21 protein-coding genes are annotated in these 22,609 nt (G+C 43.8%); 8 read left to right on the plus strand and 13 right to left on the minus strand.

Annotation, left to right across the window (positions count from 1 at the left end; genetic code table 11):
* Window positions 1-16: 16 nt before the first annotated feature.
* From K384_RS07580 to K384_RS07590, 3 genes are read right to left on the minus strand one after another with little or no spacing between them, the layout of a single operon-like run.
* Complete coding sequence (locus tag K384_RS07580; protein WP_038031007.1) at window positions 17-409, minus strand: hypothetical protein; 393 nt, start codon at window positions 407-409, stop codon at window positions 17-19.
* 58 nt (window positions 410-467) lie between these two features.
* Window positions 468-1,445, minus strand: coding sequence for an AAA family ATPase (locus K384_RS07585; RefSeq protein ID WP_038031010.1), 978 nt, complete (start codon window positions 1,443-1,445; stop codon window positions 468-470).
* 50 nt (window positions 1,446-1,495) lie between these two features.
* On the minus strand, window positions 1,496-3,490 hold the full coding sequence (locus K384_RS07590) for a sensor histidine kinase (RefSeq protein ID WP_038031013.1): 1,995 nt from the start codon (window positions 3,488-3,490) through the stop codon (window positions 1,496-1,498).
* A gap of 117 nt (window positions 3,491-3,607) precedes the next feature.
* Between K384_RS07590 and K384_RS07595 the strand changes: the two genes are divergently transcribed.
* The 7 genes from K384_RS07595 to K384_RS07625 all read left to right on the plus strand — a co-directional run bounded on the left by K384_RS07595 (window position 3,608) and on the right by K384_RS07625 (window position 12,698).
* Window positions 3,608-5,983, plus strand: a complete 2,376-nt coding sequence (locus K384_RS07595; protein WP_169737629.1) for a TonB-dependent receptor — start codon at window positions 3,608-3,610, stop codon at window positions 5,981-5,983.
* A 14-nt stretch (window positions 5,984-5,997) separates the two neighbouring features.
* Complete coding sequence (locus tag K384_RS07600; protein ID WP_038031018.1) at window positions 5,998-6,573, plus strand: hypothetical protein; 576 nt, start codon at window positions 5,998-6,000, stop codon at window positions 6,571-6,573.
* A gap of 541 nt (window positions 6,574-7,114) precedes the next feature.
* Window positions 7,115-8,434: a flippase gene (locus K384_RS07605; protein WP_038031019.1), complete on the plus strand. Its 1,320-nt coding sequence runs from the start codon at window positions 7,115-7,117 to the stop codon at window positions 8,432-8,434.
* Window positions 8,435-8,453: 19 nt separating this feature from the next.
* Entirely contained in the window at window positions 8,454-9,491 is a 1,038-nt protein-coding gene (locus tag K384_RS07610; protein ID WP_038031020.1) for a hypothetical protein, read from the plus strand.
* Window positions 9,492-9,710: 219 nt separating this feature from the next.
* Window positions 9,711-10,619, plus strand: a complete 909-nt coding sequence (locus K384_RS07615; RefSeq protein WP_038031022.1) for a glycosyltransferase family 2 protein — start codon at window positions 9,711-9,713, stop codon at window positions 10,617-10,619.
* 29 nt (window positions 10,620-10,648) lie between these two features.
* Window positions 10,649-11,761 carry a UDP-galactopyranose mutase gene (gene glf, locus K384_RS07620; RefSeq protein ID WP_038031024.1) on the plus strand — a complete coding sequence of 371 codons (1,113 nt, stop codon included), beginning with the start codon at window positions 10,649-10,651 and terminating at the stop codon, window positions 11,759-11,761.
* A 13-nt stretch (window positions 11,762-11,774) separates the two neighbouring features.
* On the plus strand, window positions 11,775-12,698 hold the full coding sequence (locus K384_RS07625; protein WP_051633230.1) for a glycosyltransferase family 2 protein: 924 nt from the start codon (window positions 11,775-11,777) through the stop codon (window positions 12,696-12,698).
* Window positions 12,699-12,775: 77 nt separating this feature from the next.
* On the opposite strand, the gene K384_RS07630 is transcribed toward K384_RS07625, so the two are convergent.
* From K384_RS07630 to gmd, 8 genes are read right to left on the minus strand one after another with little or no spacing between them, the layout of a single operon-like run.
* Window positions 12,776-14,017, minus strand: a complete 1,242-nt coding sequence (locus K384_RS07630) for an O-antigen ligase family protein (RefSeq protein WP_038031026.1) — start codon at window positions 14,015-14,017, stop codon at window positions 12,776-12,778.
* A complete protein-coding gene (locus tag K384_RS07635; RefSeq protein WP_071837472.1) occupies window positions 13,998-14,300 on the minus strand; it encodes a glycosyltransferase in 303 nt (100 codons plus the stop codon). Before K384_RS07635 ends, K384_RS07630 begins: the two co-directional genes overlap by 20 nt.
* 59 nt (window positions 14,301-14,359) lie before the next feature.
* Complete coding sequence (locus K384_RS07640; protein WP_038031030.1) at window positions 14,360-15,508, minus strand: glycosyltransferase; 1,149 nt, start codon at window positions 15,506-15,508, stop codon at window positions 14,360-14,362.
* 2 nt (window positions 15,509-15,510) lie between these two features.
* A complete protein-coding gene (locus K384_RS07645) occupies window positions 15,511-16,035 on the minus strand; it encodes a glycosyltransferase (RefSeq protein ID WP_051633231.1) in 525 nt (174 codons plus the stop codon).
* Window positions 16,036-16,042: 7 nt separating this feature from the next.
* Entirely contained in the window at window positions 16,043-16,867 is an 825-nt protein-coding gene (locus K384_RS07650; protein WP_038031031.1) for a glycosyltransferase, read from the minus strand.
* A complete protein-coding gene (locus tag K384_RS07655) occupies window positions 16,818-18,086 on the minus strand; it encodes an O-antigen ligase family protein (protein ID WP_038031032.1) in 1,269 nt (422 codons plus the stop codon). The genes K384_RS07650 and K384_RS07655 overlap by 50 nt, the downstream gene beginning before the upstream one ends.
* 12 nt (window positions 18,087-18,098) lie before the next feature.
* Complete coding sequence (gene fcl, locus K384_RS07660) at window positions 18,099-19,040, minus strand: GDP-L-fucose synthase (RefSeq protein ID WP_038031033.1); 942 nt, start codon at window positions 19,038-19,040, stop codon at window positions 18,099-18,101.
* Between the two features lie 5 nt (window positions 19,041-19,045).
* Entirely contained in the window at window positions 19,046-20,158 is a 1,113-nt protein-coding gene (gene gmd / locus K384_RS07665; protein WP_038031154.1) for a GDP-mannose 4,6-dehydratase, read from the minus strand.
* Between the two features lie 104 nt (window positions 20,159-20,262).
* Here gmd and K384_RS07670 point away from each other — a divergent pair, with 104 nt between their 5' ends.
* Window positions 20,263-21,096, plus strand: a complete 834-nt coding sequence (locus tag K384_RS07670; protein ID WP_038031036.1) for a hypothetical protein — start codon at window positions 20,263-20,265, stop codon at window positions 21,094-21,096.
* 12 nt (window positions 21,097-21,108) lie between these two features.
* Here the strand turns inward: K384_RS07670 and K384_RS07675 are convergent, their stop codons facing one another.
* Together K384_RS07675 and K384_RS13380 are read right to left on the minus strand one after the other, a co-directional pair.
* Window positions 21,109-22,086, minus strand: a complete 978-nt coding sequence (locus K384_RS07675) for a hypothetical protein (protein WP_157630099.1) — start codon at window positions 22,084-22,086, stop codon at window positions 21,109-21,111.
* The gene (locus K384_RS13380) at window positions 22,064-22,588 is read right to left on the minus strand and encodes a heavy-metal-associated domain-containing protein (RefSeq protein WP_051633233.1); all 525 of its coding nucleotides are present in this window, start codon (window positions 22,586-22,588) and stop codon (window positions 22,064-22,066) included. Before K384_RS13380 ends, K384_RS07675 begins: the two co-directional genes overlap by 23 nt.
* Window positions 22,589-22,609: the final 21 nt, after the last annotated feature.

Raw genomic sequence — 22,609 nt, forward strand, 5'->3', positions numbered from 1 at the left:
AATGGAAAAAAGTGGCTTAGGGGGCGTTGACCACCACAAAATACCGGAAGAGATACTCGTAGTATATCAGCCGGGGCGGAAAGTCGGGGAAAGCAATGCGCGTGCTCTCCGGTGAAGGAAGGCTGATGTTGAACAGAAAAAGAAAAGGGTGTTTAAAATCGAAGCGCAAAACCGATAACACAGCCTTGTGGACGATGCCTTGCTCCCAACAGGCTTGGGAAGTATCCTCCCGGTCTGCCGGAGTGTCTTGACAAGCGCTACCGGTACCTACGGCTTGTCGCTGCTGCTCTGCCTGAGCGGGCAGGCTCCATGCATGGACCTGGCCGGCAGCCTGCCACAAGAAAAAGACAAGCAAGCCCCAGATATAGGCATAACGCGCAGCAGCAATATGTTTACGGACCGATTTCACGCTGTATTTGTCATCAAACAGCGCGCAATTTATAGAATATCATTCAATCATTCAAATATCAGGAAGCGTTGATGATTTCAAGGATTAAATCATCGACCGAAATATTTTCTGCTTGTGCTTCGAAGTTTAAAACAAAACGATGCCGCAATACAGGCAATGCCACAAACAGCAAATCTTCCTGCGCCAGCGAATAGCGCCCCGAAAGGAAGGCATGGGCTTTGGCTACACGCAACCAGGCTTGCCCGGCACGGGTACCTGCCCCCCATTGCACCCATCGTTTGATGCTCTTGTGGGTGGTACTTTGTGGGCGGCTCTCCAGCATGCAGCGATGAATCCACGCAATGAGGCTTTCATCCACGGCAATTTTTTGTACACAAGCCTGCGCCGCCAAAAAATCGTCGCGATTCATGACAGGCGCCGGCTCGTAAAAACTTTCGGTAGCCGTTTGGCGCAACACTTCCAGTTCGGCCTCTTGAGCCGGATATTCCATTTTTAAATACAGCAGAAAACGGTCAAGTTGCGCCTCGGGTAAAGGGTAGGTACCGGATTGCTCTATGGGGTTCTGAGTAGCCAGCAAGAAAAAAGGCGAAGGCAAAGGGTAGGTATTGCCGGCATAGGTAATGGCCCGCTCTTGCATGGCTTCCAACAGAGCCGCTTGTGTTTTTGGGGGTGTCCGGTTGATTTCGTCTGCCAGCAACAGGTTCGTGAACACAGGCCCCGGACGAAACTCCACTTCCAGATTACCGCCGGGCAGTTGCCGTATCACCTCGGTACCTATGATGTCGGAAGGCATCAGGTCGGGCGTAAACTGAATGCGGTTGAAGTCCATCTGCATGGCCTGCGCCAGTGTTTTGACCAGCAGTGTCTTGGCTAAGCCGGGCACGCCTTCCAGAAGAGCATGTCCGCCTGCCAGCATGGCCGAAAGCACCAATTTGATGGTATCGTGTTGCCCAAGCACCACCTGATCGACTTCTGCCAGCAGCTTCCACAAACGCTCCTGCAGATACTTGACTTGTTGTTCAGTGGTCACGCTCATGATATTTTTTCAATTAAACGCCGGGCAGGGGCAATTGTTGTGCGGTGTCCTTAACCGGCAGAAGGTATGTTGATGCCATAGTTGACCAAGACAAGCGTAAAACACACTTTGGTGCCTCGTTCCGGGGTGCTTTCCACCGAAAAAGTGCCGCCGCTCTTGGTGATAAAGTCATGACACATCAGCAGGTTGAGCACTGCTGTGTTGAATTTGCTTTTCTCTTGATAGCTGATTTTTTGCACTCCTTCTTGATAAGCCTTTATTTCGGCTTCACTAAAGCCAATGCCGTTGTCTTCTACACACACCTTCAAGCTGCTGTCTTCCGGGCATTCGATGCTTATGTGCACGCTGCCCTGCGGGGCAGTCATACGGATGGCATTGGACAAAAGATTGCGAATCACAAAAGACAAGGCATCTTTTTCTATCTTGGCGGCTACTATTTTATTGCAAGCATTCCGGAAATTAACACTTAGCTGCTTGGCTTCAATAAACGGGCGCGATTGGTCCACGCTCTCACGTATATGACGCACCACATCGAAACAAACGGAACTGTCGAGCGCAGCCGTTGACTGCTGCTGCATCCATTGCAGAATGTCTTGCAAATGCAGAAGGGCTTTTTCAAGCTCACCCAGCATACGCTGCCCAAGGTCTTTCTTTTCTTCGGCACTCAACACATTTTCGTGTGAAGTGAGTAGAATCAAAAAACCTTTCAGTGTGCTGAGTGGCGCCCGTATTTCCTGCGAAATAACCGCATACATTTTTTCTTTTACACGCAGCTCATGTTCAATCAATTTTCGTTGCAAAGCATTTTCTTCTGCCTTTTGTGATACTTCCAACGATATTTGATGCAGTTTTTTGTTCCGGTCTTCAAGGGCTTTGTTTGATGCTTCCAACTGCCGGTTGATGTCTGCCAGTGTCATGTTGGCCTCTTCCAACTCTTCCTGCTTGGCTTCCAAATTATTGAGTGCATCCTGCAATGAAAAAAGCAAGCGGTTGAAGCTCTCCGTCAATTCGCCCAATTCGTCTTCCGTGAATTTCTGCACGGCATAAAACGAACGGATGCGTTCATATTGCCCCTGTGCAATGTAAGAAGTGTAGCGTCGCATGACTTTCGTCAGGTGCTGCAGCGGAATGGTCATCAGGTAAGACAAGAAATAACCAAAGGTAAGACTCAGAATAAGCATAATCAGAAACGAAACAATCATGATATTCTGAAACTGCCCTTGTAAAAGACTGTCCTGCTTGGCTACTTCTTCCAAGGCTCTTTCAAGGGCATTGGTAGCGCGGTCGGCACTGCGGCGCAGCTCAAAACGCAGGCCTTCGCCTTCCTGCTCCTCGCCTATCTGACGATAATAGACAAAATACCAGCGCAGATGGCTCTCGTATTCTGTCAACAGCTGTTCAAACTCCCGGAAAGTTGAAGCGGGCATAAGGCGGCGCGCCCGCTGCCGTAAGCGTGCAATTGCTTTTTTCAAGTTTTCCCGGTTCGAAGGGTCAAGGCTCTTGATTGACTTTTGTTCCCACAGGCGTACCTCCATCCATTCAGCCCGTGGCAAGTAGGGAATATGATCTATGGCTTTTGCCAAACGCATGACCTCGCCATATTCACCATAATTTCCATAGCCCATCCGCTGCACAATCACCACTGTCTGATTCAGCTTGTCATGATAAATGCTCAGTTGCTCCCTTGCGTCTTTCAGGTGCATGCGTATGTCGCTGTTCTGCACCACAGGCATCTGCATGAGGGTGTCTAAGTTCTTTTGAATATGGGCATACAACTGCTTGTGCCTATCTATCAGTTCGCTGCGCCCATAGCGGTAGAAGTAAGGCTTCTTCAGGTCTGTCAGGAAAAAACTTTGCTCTATTTTCACCAGCTGCAGGGTCTGTATCATCACGCCGGTCATTTGCTGCGACAGCCGGCTGATGCTGCGGCGTTTGTTGTAAAACGAAAGACTAATAGCCATCAAGCCGCCCAAGAGGGCAATAAAGAAGGCATAGCTTGCAAAGAGTTTGTACCGTACAGACCAACGCTTGATTACAGACCACATGCTTGTAAAGCAAAAATAATTTCATGGGTAAGATAAAAATTTATGGTTTGTGAAAAAAACTGTGAGAGAGTCAAAAAAAAAGTATATTTGCAACATTGTTGCAAAAACAAAATCGAAATGCCTCACTACAAAACATTTCTGTGGGTTTGCTTAGGGCTGTTGCTACAGGCTTGGGATGGCAAGGCACAAGACTGTGCACTTCGCTTGGACGGACGCATAGTTGATACGGACGGCAAGCCACTGCCTGCCGCTACGGTTTACATAGTGAATAGCAAGCAGGGCACCGTCTCCTCTTCCGATGGTTACTATAGGTTGGAAGGTTTGTGCCCGGGACGCTACGTCATTGAAATCTCCTTCACAGGATATAGCACCCTCTACGACACTTTGCAGCTGCATAGCTCGATGCACCGGAACTACCGCCTGTCGGAAGCCCTCCTGAATGCAGGCGAGGTGGTCATTGAAAGCAAGCCTTTCCTTTATGAGAGTGTTATTGTTGAAGCACTCGATGACGAAGCACAGTGGCGGCGGGCAAACAAGCCGCTCAGCCGCATGCTTGAAGAGGTAGAAGGCATAAGCAGCTTGCGCACCGGCGCCGAGATAGCACAACCCATGTTGCATGGATTTTGGGGTAACCGGCTGGCGTTGAACGTAGAAGGCAGCCCACTGGGCAGCCAGCGCTGGGGTGCCGAGCATGCCCCTGAAGTGGACCCGCTGGCTTATGACCAAATAGAGGTTATCAAAGGGGCGCAAGCCGTGCTGCTGGGAAGCGATGCCATAGGGGGCGCTGTGGTTCTTAAGCAGCAAGCCCTAAGCGACGTGGACAGCCTGCGGAGCCGGTGGGTATTGAACGCACACAGCAATGGGCGGGGCTTTTTGTTGCATCAAAAAACCAGCGGACGCCTCTCCAAACAATTGGCTTTCAGACTACACAGCACAGCAGCGCGCAGTGGCGACCGTCAGGCAGCCCACTATATGCTTTCCAACACCGGCCATCGTCGCCTAAGTGCCGGTATGGGCTTGGGCTACCGCTTCCACCGGTGGGATGCCGACCTGCAATATGACTACTTCGGCGCAGAGAACGGTATCCTGCGGGCAGCTCATACGGGTAATCTCGATGACCTTGCCCGCGCCATGGAACGCCAAGAACCATGGTACATTGCCCCTTTCAGTTATGAAATTGAGCACCCCAAACAAGAGGTCGCGCATCATAGTTGGCGCCTGCAATCGCACCGCCATGGCCCGAAGGCCGATTGGCGTTTTGTGTATAGCTTGCAGATAAATACCCGCAAGGAGTATGACGTGCGGCGGGGCGGCCGCAGCGAGCTGCCTGCTGTATGGATGCGCCTCCTGCAACAGCACCTGCGTGTGCAAAGCGATTTTCATTTTTTGAAACAGATAGAGAGCAGTTTGGCGGCAGAATGGCTTTGGCAGGACAATCTGAATCGCACCGAAGAAACCAATACCCGTCCTATACTGCCGGATTATCGCCGTCAACAGGTGAGTCTTGCCTGGGCAAACACCATTCCTCTTGCCCACATGGAATGGAACTGGGGCGTTCGCTTTGACTATAACAGTGCGCAGGTGTGGATTTTCGACTACCAAAACCGGCTATTCACCCCTGATTTTAAGAAGCTGAATGTTCAGTTCAATGCAGGTTTTCACACGCACCTGTCAGATGCATGGTCATGGACTTCTTCCTGGGCATGGAACCGCCGTCTGCCGGCCATCAATGAGCTTTACAGCCAAGGGCTGCACCACGGCAGTGGGTGGATAGAAGAAGGACTGCTGGTAGATACCAACGGATATTATGCGCCCGGGACCGAACTACGATTTGAGGAAACTTACCGCTGGGTAAACCAGTGGGTATTTCACAAGGGGGCACACCGGCTAAGCCTCACGCCTCACCTGAGTTATATTCAAAATTATGTAAATCTGGAAGCTGCCGACTTGCGTCTTACCATCCGGGGCGCCTTTCCTGTGTTTCGCTATCATCAAACCGACGTGCTGTGGGCGGGCAGCGATTGGTTGTGGGAATGGCAGATAGCTCCCTTTCTGAAAACCACACATAAAGGCAGTGTACTGTGGGCTCACGATATAACAAGGAATGCCGGTTTGAACCGGGTACCGCCTCCGGCATATCGCGGGGCTTTCGTTTGGCAAAAAGAAAGATGGGGAAAATTCTCGGGCATACAAGTAGAACTGGCTGCCGAATATGCGGGTATTGCCTGGTCATTGCCGGCGGTGGTCGCTCCTGCCGAGGTAGGCAGCCGCCCGGAACAGCAAGCACAAGCCTGGGATTTCATGCCGCCCCCCAATGATTACTGGTTGTTTCATTGGCGTATAGAAGGCAGCTATACGTCGCACTGGCGTTTTGCCTTGGAAGTAGAGAACCTGTTCAACCGGGCTTACCGCTCTTATTTGAACCGTTGGCGGTACTTTGCCGATGACTTGGGACGCAATGTTTCCGTTTCTGTTCAATATATGTTTCACTAAAACTCAAAAAAAGTATGAGAAAGCAAATTTTCTTTTTCGCAGTCCTGCTGGCAGGCGTATTTATGAGCGCTTGCAAAAAAGACGACCCCAAGCCGGTCAATGAGTCGGAGCTCATTACTACTGTGGAGGTTACCTTCACCAATCAAAACGATGCCTCGGATATGGTTACGCTTCGCTGGTACGATGAAGATGGCGACGGACCGGCCGCGCCGGTTATCACCAATGGTAATTTGAAAGCCGGTGCTACCTATCAAGCACAGGTCAAATTGCTGGACGAGAGCAAGTCACCTGCCGAAGACATCACCGAAGAGGTGCAGGAAGAAGCAGAAGTTCATCAGTTGTATTACGGCTTTGGCAGCGGGTTATTTGCTTCGTTTGAGTACATGGACCAAGATGCCAACGGTAAACCGTTGGGTTTGCAGTTCCGGGTAACTACGGGGGCGTCGCCGGTTGCTGCCCAAAACTTCACGGTAGTGCTCATCCATGAAGGTGACAAGTCGAAAAACAATTCTTCTACCCCATGGACCTATGATGCGCTCATAGGGGGCGAAACGGACGTACAGGCTACATTTAGCGTAGGAATTCAGTAAGAGTACTACTGTCTGTATCATTCTGAGAGACCAAAGGCAACCCTGATAGGGTTGCTTAGTTGTTTTCAATGTATTACCTTTGCATTCTAAATAAGAAATGAGCATCATTAATCATTCTATTCTTAGAACCTCGTATCAAGAAGATGCAGCTGCAAGAAATGATTAATCAGTCTAAATTGCGCAGCTGGTTTAAAAGCTGTTACTAAAAAGCTAAACCACACGCTTCCCAAAATTAAGTGTTATCGTAGTTAAAATATAAGAGACGCCTAACAAACAGCTTGAGGTAGTTTTAAAAGAAAAGAACAAACTCTCATTTGACACCACAAAGCATAAATACGCAAAAGGGCACATTCTTTAAACACAAGTCGAAGGCATAAAAATTGATGAGACAACGACATACTGTAAAACCAAATGAACTTATAACCTAAAAGAAAAGTATTTGTATTGGAAACCGATTTAGAGTAAAAACACATCTGTAATCAATTATTTACGACCAAAGTCATAATAGCTACATGCCCCCTTTTTCAAAAAACACACGCATATGATTGAGTTGATTTCGAATTGTGTAAAGAGTAAAATCCAGTCAGAGTCTAATAAAAGACTGTTATCTAACTTTTTTTCATTGTCTATTTTACAAGTATCAAACTACCTCTTGCCTTTGATTAGCTTTCCATATCTTATAAGGGTTTTGGGGGTTGAAAAATATGGACTGTTAGCTTTTGCCAATGCATTTATTGCATATTTTACTGTATTAGTAGATTATGGATTTAACCTATCAGCTACGCGCGAGATTTCTATTTACAGAGAACACGAGCAAAAAGTTTCTGAAATATTCAGTTCTGTAATGTTGATTAAACTCGGCTTGCTTGTGCTCTCTTTTTTTATCCTATCTTTTATTGTTTTTTTCTTTAATAAATTCAAGCAAAATTGGCTGATTTACTATTTGACTTTTGGTGTAGTGATAGGGCAAGGTCTTTTTCCAATTTGGTTTTTTCAAGGCATGGAAAAAATGAAGTACGTAACATTTTTAAATCTTTTAGCAAAACTCATCTTCACAGTTTTAATTTTTATTTTTGTTAAAAAACAATCAGATTATTACCTTGTACCAATATTCAATTCTTTGGGATTTATTGCAGCAGGAATCTGTTCAATATCGATAGTTTTCTCAAGTTTTAACGTAAAATTCTTAACTCCTGGCAGAAGAGAAATTCTTTACCAGCTCAACAAGGGGTGGCATATTTTCACTTCAATGCTTTCGATAAGTCTGTATACTACGTCACGTATATTCGCAGTGGGGTTATTTACAAACAACACCATCACTGGATATTATGCAGTAGCAGAAAAAATCATGAGTATCTTTCAATTTTTTCCTATAATTTCTCTCTTGCAGTCAACCTATCCAAGACTAGCTAATCTTTACAACCAAAACCCTAAAAAAGCTTTTTATTTAACGAATAGGTTGCAACTTATAACAACTCTTTTTTACCTTGTGCTCTGCATAATGGTTTTTGCTTTTGCCGATTGGGTAATTTTATTGATTAGTAACAAGATACATAAAGAGGTTGTCATTACTCTTAGGATTTTAACGGTTGCTGTGTTTTTTATAAATGCTAACGCTTTTAAGGCTCAATTTTTGCTGGTGTCAGGAAATGATAATATACATGCCAAAATTCACTTTGTTTTAGGGAGCTTAGGGCTTGTTTTAATTTCTCTGATGACTTACCTTTGGAGCTACAAAGGTGCTGCATTAGGAGTAGTATTTGTTGAGATTGCTGTATTTATATACACTTATGTAGTAATTAATCGCTTAAAGAAAGAAAAAATATTTATTTCCAGTTTCGATAAAAGAGTCAATTTGTAGAACCACAAAAGATTTTGCTATGTACAAGGGATATAAAGTAGTTTGTCTAACACCTGCCGGGAGAAGAAGATACATGAAGCTCCTTGCACCTTACATTTTAAAAGCAATTCAAGAAAAATATGTAGATGAGTGGCAAATATTGGTTAATACAACCAATCCTGATGATATCCTTTTTTTTGAAAGACTAAGGGAAAACTTTAATAATATAAAATTGATTCCACAACCTGATGGAATCATAGATGGTAATAGAAGCATCAATGCATTTTTCCGATACTTTACAGACGAGAAAACAATATATATACGACTTGATGACGATGTGGTATGGATAGAAGATAACTTTTTCAAAAAGTTTTTAGATTTCAGAATAGAAAATCCCCAATATTTTTTAGTATTTCCTCTAATCATAAACAATGCAGTATGTACTCATATACTTCAACAAGAAAATAAAATCTTAAAAGATGGTCCCTACATACGTGCACTTGCTTCTGACAAAAACGGATGGGAAAATCCATTATTAGCTGAAAAAATCCACCGTTGGTTTATTAAAAGTGTTTTAAATGGCACTTACAAAAATCTGTATTTTGATTATGTCCCGGTCTCGTTAAATAGAGTTTCTATCAATTGCATTGGCTTTTTAGGGGAGCATTTTAAATTATTCAATGGTAATGTCGTTGGAGACGAAGAAGAGGATCTAACTGTCCACAAACCAAGACAACTAAAATTAGTGAATTGTATATTTGGCGGTGCTCTTATCTCACATTTTGCATTTTACACCCAAAGAAGCCATTTAGATAAAACCAATATTTTAAATGAATATGAAAAGCTACTATTAGAAAGCAAAAATAGCTTTATCAAGGAAACCTACCTTATCATTAATAAACTGCTGAATATCGAGCATTCGTCACAAGCAAACCTTAATAAATACATAAATCCCCAAAAGCAATTTATACATAATAATATTGCATATGTAAAAAAGAAAGTAGGGGATATCAAAGTTCCTTGGATAGTATTGAAAAGTCTCAGAGAGATTAAAAATCTATATTGGAATAAGATGTAATGTATGGAAAAGAAAGTTTGCAATGTAGTATTTTATGGCAGGCATGTTAGTTAATTTATTTTTATTTAGAATACATGAGCATACTGTAGACATGTATCGAAGTAATTTACACTACTTTGGTAAGGCTTTTGCTTTATGTTCTGACATAAGGCTATGCCTTATACTGTCTATCTTTTAAAAAGATATAACTTGGACACATTTGCTACAACGCAAAAAAACATGAAAATCTTTGCAACAGTTGTTACCTATAATCGGCTAACATTGCTACAACAATGTATTGAGCATCTGCGAAGTCAAACCCGCAAACCTGATGCTATCATCGTCATTAATAACGGCAGCACCGACAATACACTTGCTTGGCTGAGAGAGCAAACAGACCTAATAGTAGTTACGCAAGAAAATACAGGAAGCGCCGGAGGCGAATATACTGCCGCTAAGACAGCTTATGAGATGGGTGCCGATTACGTGTGGATGATGGATGACGATTGTATACCCGAGCTTGATGCCTTAGAATATCTGACTAACTTCTTAGATAGAAGCGAACTTCATGGTAAAGCAGTCGTTGGCTGCCTTGTTTGTAGCAATCAAGAAGAAAACAAGCTATCCTTTCCATTAACGGAATACCCTTCGTCCATCACTTACTTTAAGCCTTCCGAAATCAAGGAAAAAGAAGCTATACGCACCCTCTTTTTTACTTTTTTGGGTATACTAATTCCCAAAGAGGCTATACGGAAAATCGGCTACCCAGACCCCCGTTATTTCATCCGTTGCGATGATATTGAGTATGCTGTTAGACTAAAAAAATTGAACTTTCCTATATACATAGTAACTCGCTCGATAGCAAGACACCCCAGGCCGCAGTATGTTCATTTAAAAATGCTTGGTGTAGAGCTTCTTTTTACCAATGATGACAGTAAGAAAATATTTTATGGTCTACGCAATTCTACCCATCTTCTAAAAAAACACACTCATCCTATTGCTTTTATAGGCAAGCATCTGCCAAAACAGTTACTCTTGGCTACATATAAGGCTATTGCTATTGATAAGTCTCTCAAAAGCTTTTTTATTTATTTAAAAGCAATTGTCCATGGGCTTACCAATCGCTTAGGGAAAGTCGAGTTTAAATAATAAAGTACTAAAAGAAAACAGTAAAGCATATGTATGACTATTTGATTGTAGGTGCCGGATTGTTCGGAAGCGTATTTGCCCGGGAAATGACAGATGCAGGCTATAAATGTCTCATCATAGACAAACGACCACATACCGGCGGCAATGTGTACACAGAAAAGAAAGAGGGCATAGATGTGCATATGTACGGTCCTCATATTTTCCATACCAGTGATGATAAAATATGGGCATATGTCAATCGCTTTACAAGATTCAATCACTACGTCAATCGTCCCAAAGTGTATTACAAAGGAAAAATTTACTCTTTCCCTATTAACTTGTTTACCTTATATCAGTTATATGGTGTAAAAACTCCGGCAGAGGCGCAAAAAAAATTAGAAGAAGTAAGAGTACCTATTAAAAATCCCAAAAACTTGGAAGAGTGGGTGCTATCTCAGGTGGGACGTGAAATCTATGAAACTTTTATTAAAGGATACACCATGAAACAATGGATGTGTGATCCCAAAGAGCTTCCGACTTTTATTATTCGACGCCTGCCCATTCGCTTGACCTTCGATGACAACTACTTCAACGACTGTTACCAGGGCATTCCTGTAGACGGCTATACGGCTATGATGGAACGCATACAGGAAGGTATAGAGGTGCGTCTCAACACCGACTACTTCGCCGATAGAGATTACTTCGACAGCCTTGCACGTAAGGTGGTATTTACCGGCAAAATAGATGAGTTTTTTGGTTATCGCTTTGGCGAGTTGGAGTACCGTACGTTGCGCTTCGAACACGAAATGCATGAAGGCGATTATCAGGGCAATGCAATTATCAACTATACCGAGTATGAAATTCCTTACACCCGTATTTGCGAGCACAAGCATTTCACCTTCGGACAACAAGCCAATACAATTATAACCAAAGAGTATCCGGAAGCATGGAGTAAAGGGAAAGAGCCCTACTACCCCATTAATAACGAGCGTAATAATACAATTTACAAACAGTATGCAGCACTTGCCGAGGAGTTAAAAGGCAAATACATTTTTGGAGGTCGCCTTGCCGAATACAAGTACTATGACATGCATCAAGTGATTGGTTCGGCCTTGGCCAAAGCCAAAAAAGAGATTGAACTACAAAAAACAACACATTCATAACTTTTTGCTCCAAATGAAAAATCATAAAGCAGTATTGGCGGTTGTAGTAACCTATAATCGTCTGGAATTATTGAAACAGTGTATAGAATCGTTACGGAATCAAACATATACGATAGAGCGTATTCTTGTAGTTAACAATGGGAGTAATGACGGCACTGCTCAATGGCTGGATGAGCAGCAAGACCTGTATGTAGTCCATCAGGAGAATTTAGGAGGTGCCGGTGGTTTTCATACAGGTTTTAGGGAAGCTCTTAAACAAAATGCTGAATGGGTTTGGGCAATGGATGATGATTGCATTCCTCAGCCGGAGGCCTTGGAAAGGCTTGTGCAATATGCAGAAAATGCAAATAACATTTATTGTAGCGTAGCAGTAGATGCTCAAAACCCTAAACAACTCTGTTGGATTACCAAGGGCATAGACGGGCGTAGGTTGCAAAGAACAGATGAGTTGGGCAATGTCCCTATGGAAGTAGCCGGAGTGCCTTTTTTGGCAATTTTTTTATCCACTGCACTTATAAAAAAAATTGGCTTTCCCTTGAAAGAACTTTTTATTTGGGGTGATGACACAGAGTATTGCTGGCGCGCCAAGAAACAAGCACAAAGTAAGATTTTTTATATTCCCCAAAGTAAGGTATACCATCCGGCAACAGAGTACATTTCTGTGCGCCTACTTCCGTTGATGCCACGTATTAATCTTGTAAATGCTGCCCCATGGAAGCTATATTACGAGTTTAGAAATATTACATTTCTCAATAAGCAATACTCCCACCCTATCAAATACTATTTCTTTTATTTGCCTAAGACCATCGTTAAATTATGGCTGTCCAGAAGATTTATATTTAAAACTGCCACCAAGCAACATTTCAAAAATATGCTTAAAGCCATTTACGCGGGACATCGAGGGAAGCTGGGAAAAGTTGATTACGAACGTCTATGATTCAAATTCAAAGAAAAAGAATAAAAAGGTAACCTTCTTCAGGGAATCATTTTCTTGGGCGTCTTCCTAGCCCTGAATCATTTCTTTGTACGGTCTTCCCGGTGGGGGAGCATATACCACATGCTCCCTATCCACATATACCAGACAATGCCCTTTTGATTGCTGAGGTAGCAATCAACCATCAAAGCAATGAAAAAAGCCACCGCTTGAAGCATATACCAATAGTTGCCCCGCCGGATGCTCCGGATTACCGGATAGAGAAATACGGCAAGCAAAAGGAGCAGCCCTATTAGCCCGTGCCGCACAGCCTCCTCCAAAAATTCATTGTGTGTGCTATATCCCTGAAGCCAGTCCCAGTCATTGGCAGTATAACAAGCATTCAGAGCTTGTGTAGCATCGCCGGTGCCTACCCCAAAAAGAAAGGTTTGCCAGTCTTGTGTCCATACTTCCACGCCGCAATGCCATTGCCCCAAGCGGTGGTAGAAGCTGTATTGCAAAAAACCTGTCAAATCGAAAGCCGAGCGTAGATTGACGGAAGAATCCACTTGGTAATGATAGTTTGTTCCCTGCCAAACTTTTATCCCCACCAAAAATAAGCATAACAAAACGGCAAACCCTACTGCAACGCTAAGAGCAAGATGCTTTCGGTATTGTTTAAAAGATGATAGCCAAAAGCAAGGAGCTAAAAAAGAAAGGGCTGCAAAGGCAATTAAAGCTGCTTTGGCATTAATTAGCAATAAAACACTCATTACCAAGAGGTAGTAAAAAATAAAAAACAAAGCAGCTGCTCTTTTACGAGATAGTAAATAAGCTACCATCCATAAACTACTCACCCAATACATCCCCAAAAAGCCATGATGGAAAGGTGTCGTTTGGGTGATTAGCCACATATTGATTTCCCGGTACTTAAGATAAAATGGGATAATGCCCCATAGCATGTAAGGCAATGTTAGAAGAACAGAAACAACAAAAACCCACATAAGCCCATGAAACTCCCGTGTATGCAAAGGCGGCGCCGTTGCCCACATCCAAGGCACCAATACAAGCAACATGTGCACTTCCAAGTTGAAAATACCTTCGCTATAATCGGCGGTCCACAGTAGCCCTATGGCAAACAACGCATACCATAGCCAATGCAAAAGCATCCAAGGACGCTCTCTCCACTCATGCCATGCCGGCCGGTAGTAAATATTGTATAAAAAGGTCCATAACATTAGCAGAAGCGTGCACGCTCCATTGAGGTGCTCATGCCAGGGCAGTGAAGCTATCACCAAAATGAGCAGTACGAAATATATTTTCTTATTCAAAATTGCCTTCATATGCCTTAAGATAAAGCTCTGCCATTTGCCGGGCATTGAAATGCTGTTCACATAGACGCCGCGATTCTTTTCCCATGTGAGCTATTTTTTCTTCCGGTGCCTTCAGCAAGTCATGCAAAGCGGCAACAGCTTCGTCGACTTTATCGAACAAGAAACCATTTTGGTTTTCTATTACTAAATCCTCATTTCCGACACACCGGTGCAAAAGTAAAGGTTTCTCGCACATCATGGCTTCCAGTACGGTAAAAGGTGGCCCCTCCCACGGGAGAGTGAGAATACCCAAGGAAACAAAACAATATAAGCTTTATTGCCTAATAAGCTAATTACCATAGCTCAAAGTTATCACACCTTATCTATCAGTAAATTACAATAAACATTAAGCAACGAGTCTTTCATCCTTTCTTTGGAAAAACGTTGAGTTACACTCTGTCTAAGTTCTTGAGCAATCGTATTGAGTTGCTCAGTATTGCTAAGTAGCCTGATAATTATTTCAACTGCTTCTTCACTGTTTTGAAATACAAGCGTTTTATTCCCTACCACTTCTTGCAGTGCCGGAACGTCCGAAACCACCACTACCCTTTCCATGGCCATGGTTTCAGCAGCCACATACCCAAACGACTCATACTTGGATGGCATAACCACAATATCAGCTGCCGCTATAAAGTCCCTAACATCAGAAACCCAGCCTGTGATCTTTAGCACACCATCCATTTTTTTCTTTTTGATTAAATCTTCGATTTGATGCCTTAAAGGTCCATCTCCTACCCATAAGAAATCCACTTGTGAAGGGAGCACCTGGAGCAATCGACACGCTATATCCACAAAGATTTCTGGTCTCTTTTGGTGTGCTAATCTACCCAAAGCTATAACTAAAAACTTATCTTGACTTACATTTAGCCTTTTTCTTGCTTCTTCTTTACTTTGAGGTACAAATCGATGGGCAGAAATCAAGGGTGATACGACGCTCACTTTTTTCGTGGTCACATTCAAGTCACGAATAATTCGTTTTTTCTCTGCTTCCGTAACTGCAATTAAACGATCTGTGACAGGCAATAAAAGTGTTTCTATTAGCCCATAATACCACGCTATACTTGTAGCTAACTCATTGGGAGTATATACAGTTTTAACTGTATTGTTCACTTGAAACAATAGCTTTAGCAAACGCACAAGCCCCCCAGCTTTTGAACTATGACAATGTATAATATTCGGTTTGAATTTTTTAATAATAGCTCTTATCTTTAGAGCCGCCTGCAAATCAGATATTGGGCTAATAGAACGAACCATTGGGACTTCGAAAAGTTCTACCCCATTCTTTCTAAGTTTCTCCAAAAGAAGTAAAAAACTCGGTTCTGAACGGTTCAAAGAATATATGAGCCCAAGTTTAAGATTATTGACATTCTCCAAAGCATAAAATACATCCTCTATGTACCTCTTGGTACCTCCAAGAGTAGGTTCAATAACATGCAAAATTCTTAGTTTAGTGTCTGACATAACTATGAGTAGTTTTTAACAATGAAGTTGTTTAAAGTTTCCTGAGTAAAATTGCGGTAAAAGCCAATAACCCTGCCGGCGTAAGCCGCAGCCACCCACTCAAGCAACACATAAAACAGTCGCATTGTCTTGCTAACGTCTTGGCGTGCAAAAGCAAGCCCATGAGGCGTATAAATAAGCCGCTGCCCGGGCACTACGCCTCTTAGTGCGAAGCGGCCCAAGAAGCCGGCTTTGGATGAGTGCAAGTGAATTGCCTGCACGGAATGCTCTCGTTGTATTTTCTTTACAATACGGCGAAGGCTACGGAATGCTTTCCAGTCCATTATTGGGTGTACTTCCCGCTGAGCAAAAGGCCACTCCACAAAACCGGCATTCTCCGGGAATTGTTTTCGCACAGCGTCTATATCAACCCCTCTTTTACCATAAATGATGATGTGTCGATATCCGGGTTGATTTTTTACTATCTGTAGAATAAATTCAATAATTCCTCCACCAAATGCTTCTGCTATATGGATAATTGTCTTCATGCGTTATTTACTGAATATTCAATCTGCGTTTTAAAAAAAGAATCCAAGAATATGGAAGTAGCAACAAGGCACAAACTCTTAACAAACCCAACCAAAAATAAAGGTTGCCGAAATTCCGGTTTGCCCAAATCACTTTTACTCGGGATTTCAATTGTTTTTTACGCTTGGTAGCAGAAATTCCTGATGGGTTCCATATATAAGAAATGAGGGACTGTGGAATAATTGCTGTTGGGAATTGCTTTACAAATTTAAAAAAATAGGCATAATCCTCTGCTGCCGGGTAGTCATAAGGATAAAAGCCTATTTCCTTAACAGCTGACGTTCTCATTATAACAGCAGGATGAATAAATAAAGACTTTAAATACATTTTTTTTCTTATACTTCTTTCATCTAAAGGAGCTTTATAGGTAAAAAGATAGTTTCCCTCCATATCATAAAAATTGACCCAGCATCCCAGAAGCGCCACTTCCGGATGTTCATCCATATATCGCTCCTGAATAGCAAAACGCTCCGGATGGCAAATGTCCCCACAATCTAAGCGGGCAATATAGGGGCAGTCAGGGAAATGGCGGAGAATATATTCTAATCCTTGATTCAATACATGTTCAATGCCACGATTTTGCTCGTTCAGTAGCAAGACCAGCTCCATTTTTTGCCCAAATCGCTTTTGAAGCTCAGCCTCACCGGGACGTTGTTCGGCTCTACTGCCGTCATCTACTATTAACACACGCACTTTAGGATGCGACGAGATGCTCTCCAATGACTTGTACAATCCTTCAAGATTATTGTAATGTGGAATGAGTACTGTAGTTTTGATTGTTTGATTGTCCATACTTCGTACCTATGTAAAGTCCCAATACTAAATAAAAATAAGGCTCCCCGCCTCTGAATTGCACAAATCCGGCTACAAGATAAAGTATTAAGGATAGTAGAAACAAATTGTTACGGTCCTTAAATAAGTAGTCTTTCACTACATTTGCAGCCAGAATAAGAAACAACATACCACCAATAACACCAAAATCACTAAGGAATTGGATATAGATATTATGAACATTGTCTTCGGGAAAGGCTTTCTCCTTCATCTTTTCCATCACCGGCACGGTATTACCTGCCCCCACACCACTCCACCAACCTAAGCGAAGAGCTTCCGGGTAAGCCTCCCATAGCTCAAAGCGCCCTTGCATGCCTTTATCTTCTGTTTTACCAATATACAGCAGTCGTTGCAAGCCCACGAACTTTTCACCCACGGCTTCCCAGTCCACAGATGCTGCCGCATACATTACCCCCACAGCCCCTAAAACTATTAAAAGCTGCCGCTCCCATCTACGAACATAGGATGAAAAATAAAATAAAAAAACTGTTACGACATTCAACACAATGGCTACCCGGGACGCGTAAATGAAAGCTACAGAGATGCAAGCCCCCCAAACAAGATAAAAAAGCCACTTTTTATTTTTGGACATAAAAAAAACAGAAAAGAAAGCAATCCAAGTGGCTTCCAAGTTAGGTCCTCCACCGTAAAACATGGGGAAATAGGGGTGCTCACGCCAGGGCTCATTAAAGAATAAAAGAATGGCATCGAAAAAAACAACCATTTTAACATAAACAGCTGCCAGCATGACAAGTAGTGTGTACCGTATAGCTTTTATGATGGCTTCTTTAGGCAAAGACAGACCCCAAAGCACACCCAAAAACATGGCTATAAACGACAATAAATAATTGATTAAAAGTTTATTAAAACCATGAATCCAATATCCAACAATCGAGCTAAAAACAACCCACACCACCCAGTGCCAGATGTAGTTAGGAATGTACTTAGTAAGTGCTCTGAATGAATAAATCACAACAGGTACAGAAAGAAGTAAAATTAACTGATACACCTTTACTACCACTCCGCTTTCTTCTTGCTCAAAAACCCATCCTGTAATGGATAGTGTTTGTAAGTTCATAAATATGAGCAGACAAACAAACAGCCACATGGCTGCTTGTTTATTTAAACGACCATAAACAGGGGCTTCACCCGGGGAGTATATCGAAAGATCGTTCGACATGATTTTAATAGTTTAGTCGTGCAAATCTTTTTGATTGTCAAGATAATAAGCGATCGTTTTCGTAATACCTTCTTTTAAACTTGTTTGATGCTTCCACCCCAACGCATGCAAGCGTTGCACATCCAGCAGTTTGCGCGGTGTGCCGTCGGGTTTGGAAGTATCCCAGTCAATGGTGCCGGTGTAGGCGGTCATCTCCTTGATAAGCCCGGCCAGCTCTTTGATGGAAATATCTTCACCCGTCCCCACATTGATGATCTCTCTCTCATCATAATGTTTCATCAAAAAAAGACAGGCATCGGCAAGGTCATCGACATACAAAAACTCGCGGCGTGGGCTGCCGGTCCCCCAAACAGATACCGAAGATTGCCCTTTTGCTTTGGCTTCCAAAAACTTGCGAATCAGTGCAGGCATGACATGGGAAGTCTGCAAGTCAAAATTATCGCCCGGACCATAGAGGTTGGTAGGCATGGCACAAATAAAGTTGCAGCCATACTGATCGCGGTATGCCTGACACAGCTTAATGCCGGCAATTTTAGCCACGGCATAGGGTTCGTTGGTAGGTTCCAGGGCACCGGTCAGCAAATACTCTTCTTTGATAGGCTGCGGGGCAAACTTCGGATAAATACAAGAGGAACCTAAGAACAAAAGCTTTTTTACGCCCTGTCTGTATGCCTCATGAATCACATTGGACTGAATCATGAGGTTATCGTAAATAAACTCGCCCCGGTATGTATTGTTGGCCAAGATACCGCCTACTTTTGCTGCCGCCAAGAAGACGTACTCCGGTTTTTCCTCTTCAAAGAAACGGCGTACGGCTGCCTGTTCACGCAAATCCAACTCTTTTGAAGTGCGTAAAACAAGGTTTGTATATCCTTCTGCTTGCAGGCGCCGCACGATGGCACTCCCTACCATGCCACGGTGGCCGGCTACATATATCTTGGCTTGCTTCTCCATGTCTTCTATTCGTGATAGTTTTTGGTTTTATGCCCGCCCTCTTTCAGATATTTGTCACGCTCAAAGAGTTGCAGGTCTTCCCGCACCATCTCTTTAACGAGCGCATCCAAATCATAGGAAGGGTTCCATCCCAATTGGCGGCGTGCTTTCGATGCATCGCCTATCAACAAATCGACTTCTGCCGGGCGAAAATAACGTGGGTCCACCTGAATGACCACTTTACCTTCGGGTAACTGAAAATCGCCATGACATGCAGCTACTACTCCCCGCTCTTCGACGCCTTCACCTTCAAAGCGCAGCTCTACGCCCAACTCTTGAAATGCTTTACGGGCAAACTCACGTACAGAAGTGGTTACGCCCGTAGCTATTACAAAATCCTCGGGTTTTTCCTGCTGCAGCATCAGCCACATGGCTTCCACATAATCTTTGGCATGCCCCCAGTCCCGGCGGGCGTCCAGGTTGCCCAAGTACAAAGTGTCTTGCAAGCCCAAAGCGATGCGTGCCGCTGCACGGGTTATTTTACGCGTAACGAAAGTTTCGCCTCGTAATGGGCTTTCATGATTAAACAAGATGCCATTGCAGGCATACATGCCATAAGCTTCGCGATAGTTGACCGTAATCCAATAGGCATAGAGCTTGGCTACCCCATAAGGCGAGCGGGGATAAAAAGGCGTCGTTTCTTTTTGAGGTATCTCTTGCACTTTCCCGTACAACTCAGAAGTAGATGCCTGATAAATACGGGTTTTCCGGCTAAGCCCCAGAAGACGAACCGCCTCCAGCACACGCAAGGTACCCAACGCATCCACATTGGCGGTATATTCAGGCATTTCAAAACTCACTTGCACATGCGACATCGCCCCTAAGTTATAAATCTCGTCGGGCTGCACCTCTTGTATAATGCGCGTCACATTCAAAGAGTCTGTCAAGTCGCCATAATGAAGAAAGAAGCGAATATCCTCTTCGTGAGGGTCTTGATAAATATCATCTACGCGATCGGTATTAAACAGGGATGCACGCCGCTTGATGCCATGCACTTCATAGCCTTTCGACAATAGAAAACGAGCCAGATAGGCACCGTCCTGCCCCGTAACACCGGTGATTAATGCGCGTTTGGTCATGTAAATAAACTGCTTATCCAAAAGTTCCTCGCAAATTTATTATTTTTTTTCCTTCTTTCAAAACTTCTCATTAGTTTTGCAGGAACATTTAAACAGCGAGAGTTATGGCAAAAATTCAACACCAAGAAGACTTTGACCTGATAGATGTGGGTGCCGGAGCGTACCGCCTGGCAAAACGCTACTATCGCCCTTTGATTTTATTTCCCGTCGCCGGTGCACTCTTAGCACTCCTTTTGTCGTTTGTTCTCATTAAACCGGTGTATCAAAACAGCTTCATCGTTTACTTTCGCGTGCTTAACCCGGATGAGGCCCTTCAGCTCATCAAAGACTTAGAAACACTTAAAGAAGACAATTATCCCGAAGACTTAGCCAAAGTATTGGGAATTGGCGAAGCGCAGGCTCGCAGCCTGAAAAGTATCACGGCACGACGTGTTGAAGGTAAAAATAACCAGCTGAGCCCCACGGTTATTGTTGAGTTTGAAACTACCAAGCCGGAAGACTACGAGGCCATTCAAAATGCTTTGGTAAACTACCTGTCCGGAATTCCTTATGTAGAAAAAGAAAACAACCTTTTTCTCAAGCGCCAGAAGGCTTTGCTTGCGGAAATACAAAGCCAAATACAGCGTCTTGACAGCATGCACGTGGCTTTGATGAATGCTATCAATAACACAAGTAGAAACGCGCAAGTACCTCAAGTACTTACAAACAGTATTTACACAGAGATTGTTTCTTTAAAAGAAAAACAACTTGCCATTGAAAGAGAGCTCCAATATCCTGAGTCCGTACGTATCATAGAGCCGGTACGCCCTATGAGTAAACCAACGAAAGCATCACTCAAGATGAATACTCTTATTGGCTTTTTTGCCGGTGTGTTCTTAGCTATGTTTTACATTTTCTTTGCCGAAGTAAAACAAAGGGCAGAACAAACTGCTGCTTAACAGTGCTAAATTCTAAGGAAAAAAGTAATGCTGTAGCTGAAACTGCACTACCGGATAATTGTGAATATAGGAGCGCCGGTACAGCGGCGCTCCTATTGCTATTTCTATACGTGTATTAGAGCGCACAATCTTTTGAATGCCTGCATAAATTTCCCAGTAATGCTGCCCGATGTGCAGCTCACTGCTCGCCGGGATGTATTCCCCATCTTGAATGATACGCACGGCAGGATACTGTTTGCCCATCAATTCCAAGTACAAATTGATGTTGTTTTGGTGGTAATCCTTGTATACACGCGGGTAAAGTAAATACCCCAGAGACAGATTATACTTCCAAGCCACTCCGTATTCCATGCGAGTGGGCAGGTCGCCACTCTTGCCTTCATAAGCTTGAGGCACAATTACCCCCATTGTATAAGAAAGCGCCCAGCGGCGATGCAGCTTGGTAATTACCAAGCCGGTTCCCCAGCCTCCGGTGTCATCATACAAATTGGCTTCTGCCTCTTCATGAGGGTTGTTGGCGGTGGAATACTCTGCATATGCAGCCGCGCGGAAGTGGTCATTGCGTTCATCATGTTTTAAAAACAGATACTTGGTATAGAAGTGTGTGCCCACATAGCGATAAGGATAAGGCACAAGCTGTTGTGGATTTGACGAATAAAAGACAGTTTGTGTACCTATATGGTAATGATTGACTAAATCGGGGGGCAGTTCAAGGCTGTGGTGATTCGAGAAAGCAGGCTGCACCCACACCATCCAACGTCCTGAAATACCATATGCCAAACGCAGCGCATGCATCAGACGGAAGCGGTCGGTGCTGTTAGGCTGCTCGTTGGGGTAGTGCATATGAATGAGACGCACAGCCAAGGCCCCCTTGGGGATATTGCTTGCCGGCTCATTGAGTATATACAACTCTTGTGCCCGGACGCCCCAAGAGAACAAGCAGAGGATTCCCCACCAGCAAACATATTTACTCATCTGCCGGCTCATCATAAGGCGTTTTGCTTACATACCAAATATTGGACAGGCATTCTGTGCAAGCCTGCGCCGGTAAAGAATGGCGCCGGTGCCATTGTTTATAAGCCCGTTTTGACAAGATGGTTCTACCTGCCACGTACACTCTTTGAAGAGGCGTGTCGCTTTCTTCTTCTGGCAACCACACCAAACACCCACCTCCCCACATCATACATGAAGTCACTCGTGTGGCAGACGTAAAAAGCAGGCTCATCGAACGCACCGAGAAACCTGCCTCCTCCACTGCTTTTTTCAATAAGGGCAATTGCCCTTCCCTGCCAACCTCTACATAAGCGATAGTAGCTTGCAAATCGACCCATACAGATTGCACACCCGGCTGTTTACGTAAAGCAATCTCCACGCTGCGCATGCACTGCGAGCAGGTAAGCCCATCGACGCCTAACTCTACCGTATAATGCTGCGCATAAACACTTATGGACAATAGCCACAAGCCCAACAAGCCGATTTGATTTTTTAGCATAGAATCCTTTGCTTTGCTTTC

The organism is Thermonema rossianum DSM 10300 (assembly GCF_000426825.1).
GTDB lineage: Bacteria > Bacteroidota > Bacteroidia > Cytophagales > Thermonemataceae > Thermonema > Thermonema rossianum.

Bases quoted from the DNA above. Each gene is read 5' to 3' on its own strand.
- K384_RS07585 (WP_038031010.1), bottom strand. From the start codon at position 1,445: ATGAGCGTGACCACTGAACAACAAGTCAAGTATCTGCAGGAGCGTTTG.
- K384_RS07590 (WP_038031013.1), bottom strand. From the start codon at position 3,490: ATGTGGTCTGTAATCAAGCGTTGGTCTGTACGGTACAAACTCTTTGCA.
- K384_RS07595 (WP_169737629.1), top strand. From the start codon at position 3,608: ATGCCTCACTACAAAACATTTCTGTGGGTTTGCTTAGGGCTGTTGCTA.
- K384_RS07600 (WP_038031018.1), top strand. From the start codon at position 5,998: ATGAGAAAGCAAATTTTCTTTTTCGCAGTCCTGCTGGCAGGCGTATTT.
- K384_RS07605 (WP_038031019.1), top strand. From the start codon at position 7,115: ATGATTGAGTTGATTTCGAATTGTGTAAAGAGTAAAATCCAGTCAGAG.
- K384_RS07610 (WP_038031020.1), top strand. From the start codon at position 8,454: ATGTACAAGGGATATAAAGTAGTTTGTCTAACACCTGCCGGGAGAAGA.
- K384_RS07615 (WP_038031022.1), top strand. From the start codon at position 9,711: ATGAAAATCTTTGCAACAGTTGTTACCTATAATCGGCTAACATTGCTA.
- glf (WP_038031024.1), top strand. From the start codon at position 10,649: ATGTATGACTATTTGATTGTAGGTGCCGGATTGTTCGGAAGCGTATTT.
- K384_RS07625 (WP_051633230.1), top strand. From the start codon at position 11,775: ATGAAAAATCATAAAGCAGTATTGGCGGTTGTAGTAACCTATAATCGT.
- K384_RS07630 (WP_038031026.1), bottom strand. From the start codon at position 14,017: ATGAAGGCAATTTTGAATAAGAAAATATATTTCGTACTGCTCATTTTG.
- K384_RS07640 (WP_038031030.1), bottom strand. From the start codon at position 15,508: ATGTCAGACACTAAACTAAGAATTTTGCATGTTATTGAACCTACTCTT.
- K384_RS07645 (WP_051633231.1), bottom strand. From the start codon at position 16,035: ATGAAGACAATTATCCATATAGCAGAAGCATTTGGTGGAGGAATTATT.
- K384_RS07650 (WP_038031031.1), bottom strand. From the start codon at position 16,867: ATGGACAATCAAACAATCAAAACTACAGTACTCATTCCACATTACAAT.
- K384_RS07655 (WP_038031032.1), bottom strand. From the start codon at position 18,086: ATGTCGAACGATCTTTCGATATACTCCCCGGGTGAAGCCCCTGTTTAT.
- fcl (WP_038031033.1), bottom strand. From the start codon at position 19,040: ATGGAGAAGCAAGCCAAGATATATGTAGCCGGCCACCGTGGCATGGTA.
- gmd (WP_038031154.1), bottom strand. From the start codon at position 20,158: ATGACCAAACGCGCATTAATCACCGGTGTTACGGGGCAGGACGGTGCC.
- K384_RS07670 (WP_038031036.1), top strand. From the start codon at position 20,263: ATGGCAAAAATTCAACACCAAGAAGACTTTGACCTGATAGATGTGGGT.
- K384_RS07675 (WP_157630099.1), bottom strand. From the start codon at position 22,086: ATGATGAGCCGGCAGATGAGTAAATATGTTTGCTGGTGGGGAATCCTC.
- K384_RS13380 (WP_051633233.1), bottom strand. From the start codon at position 22,588: ATGCTAAAAAATCAAATCGGCTTGTTGGGCTTGTGGCTATTGTCCATA.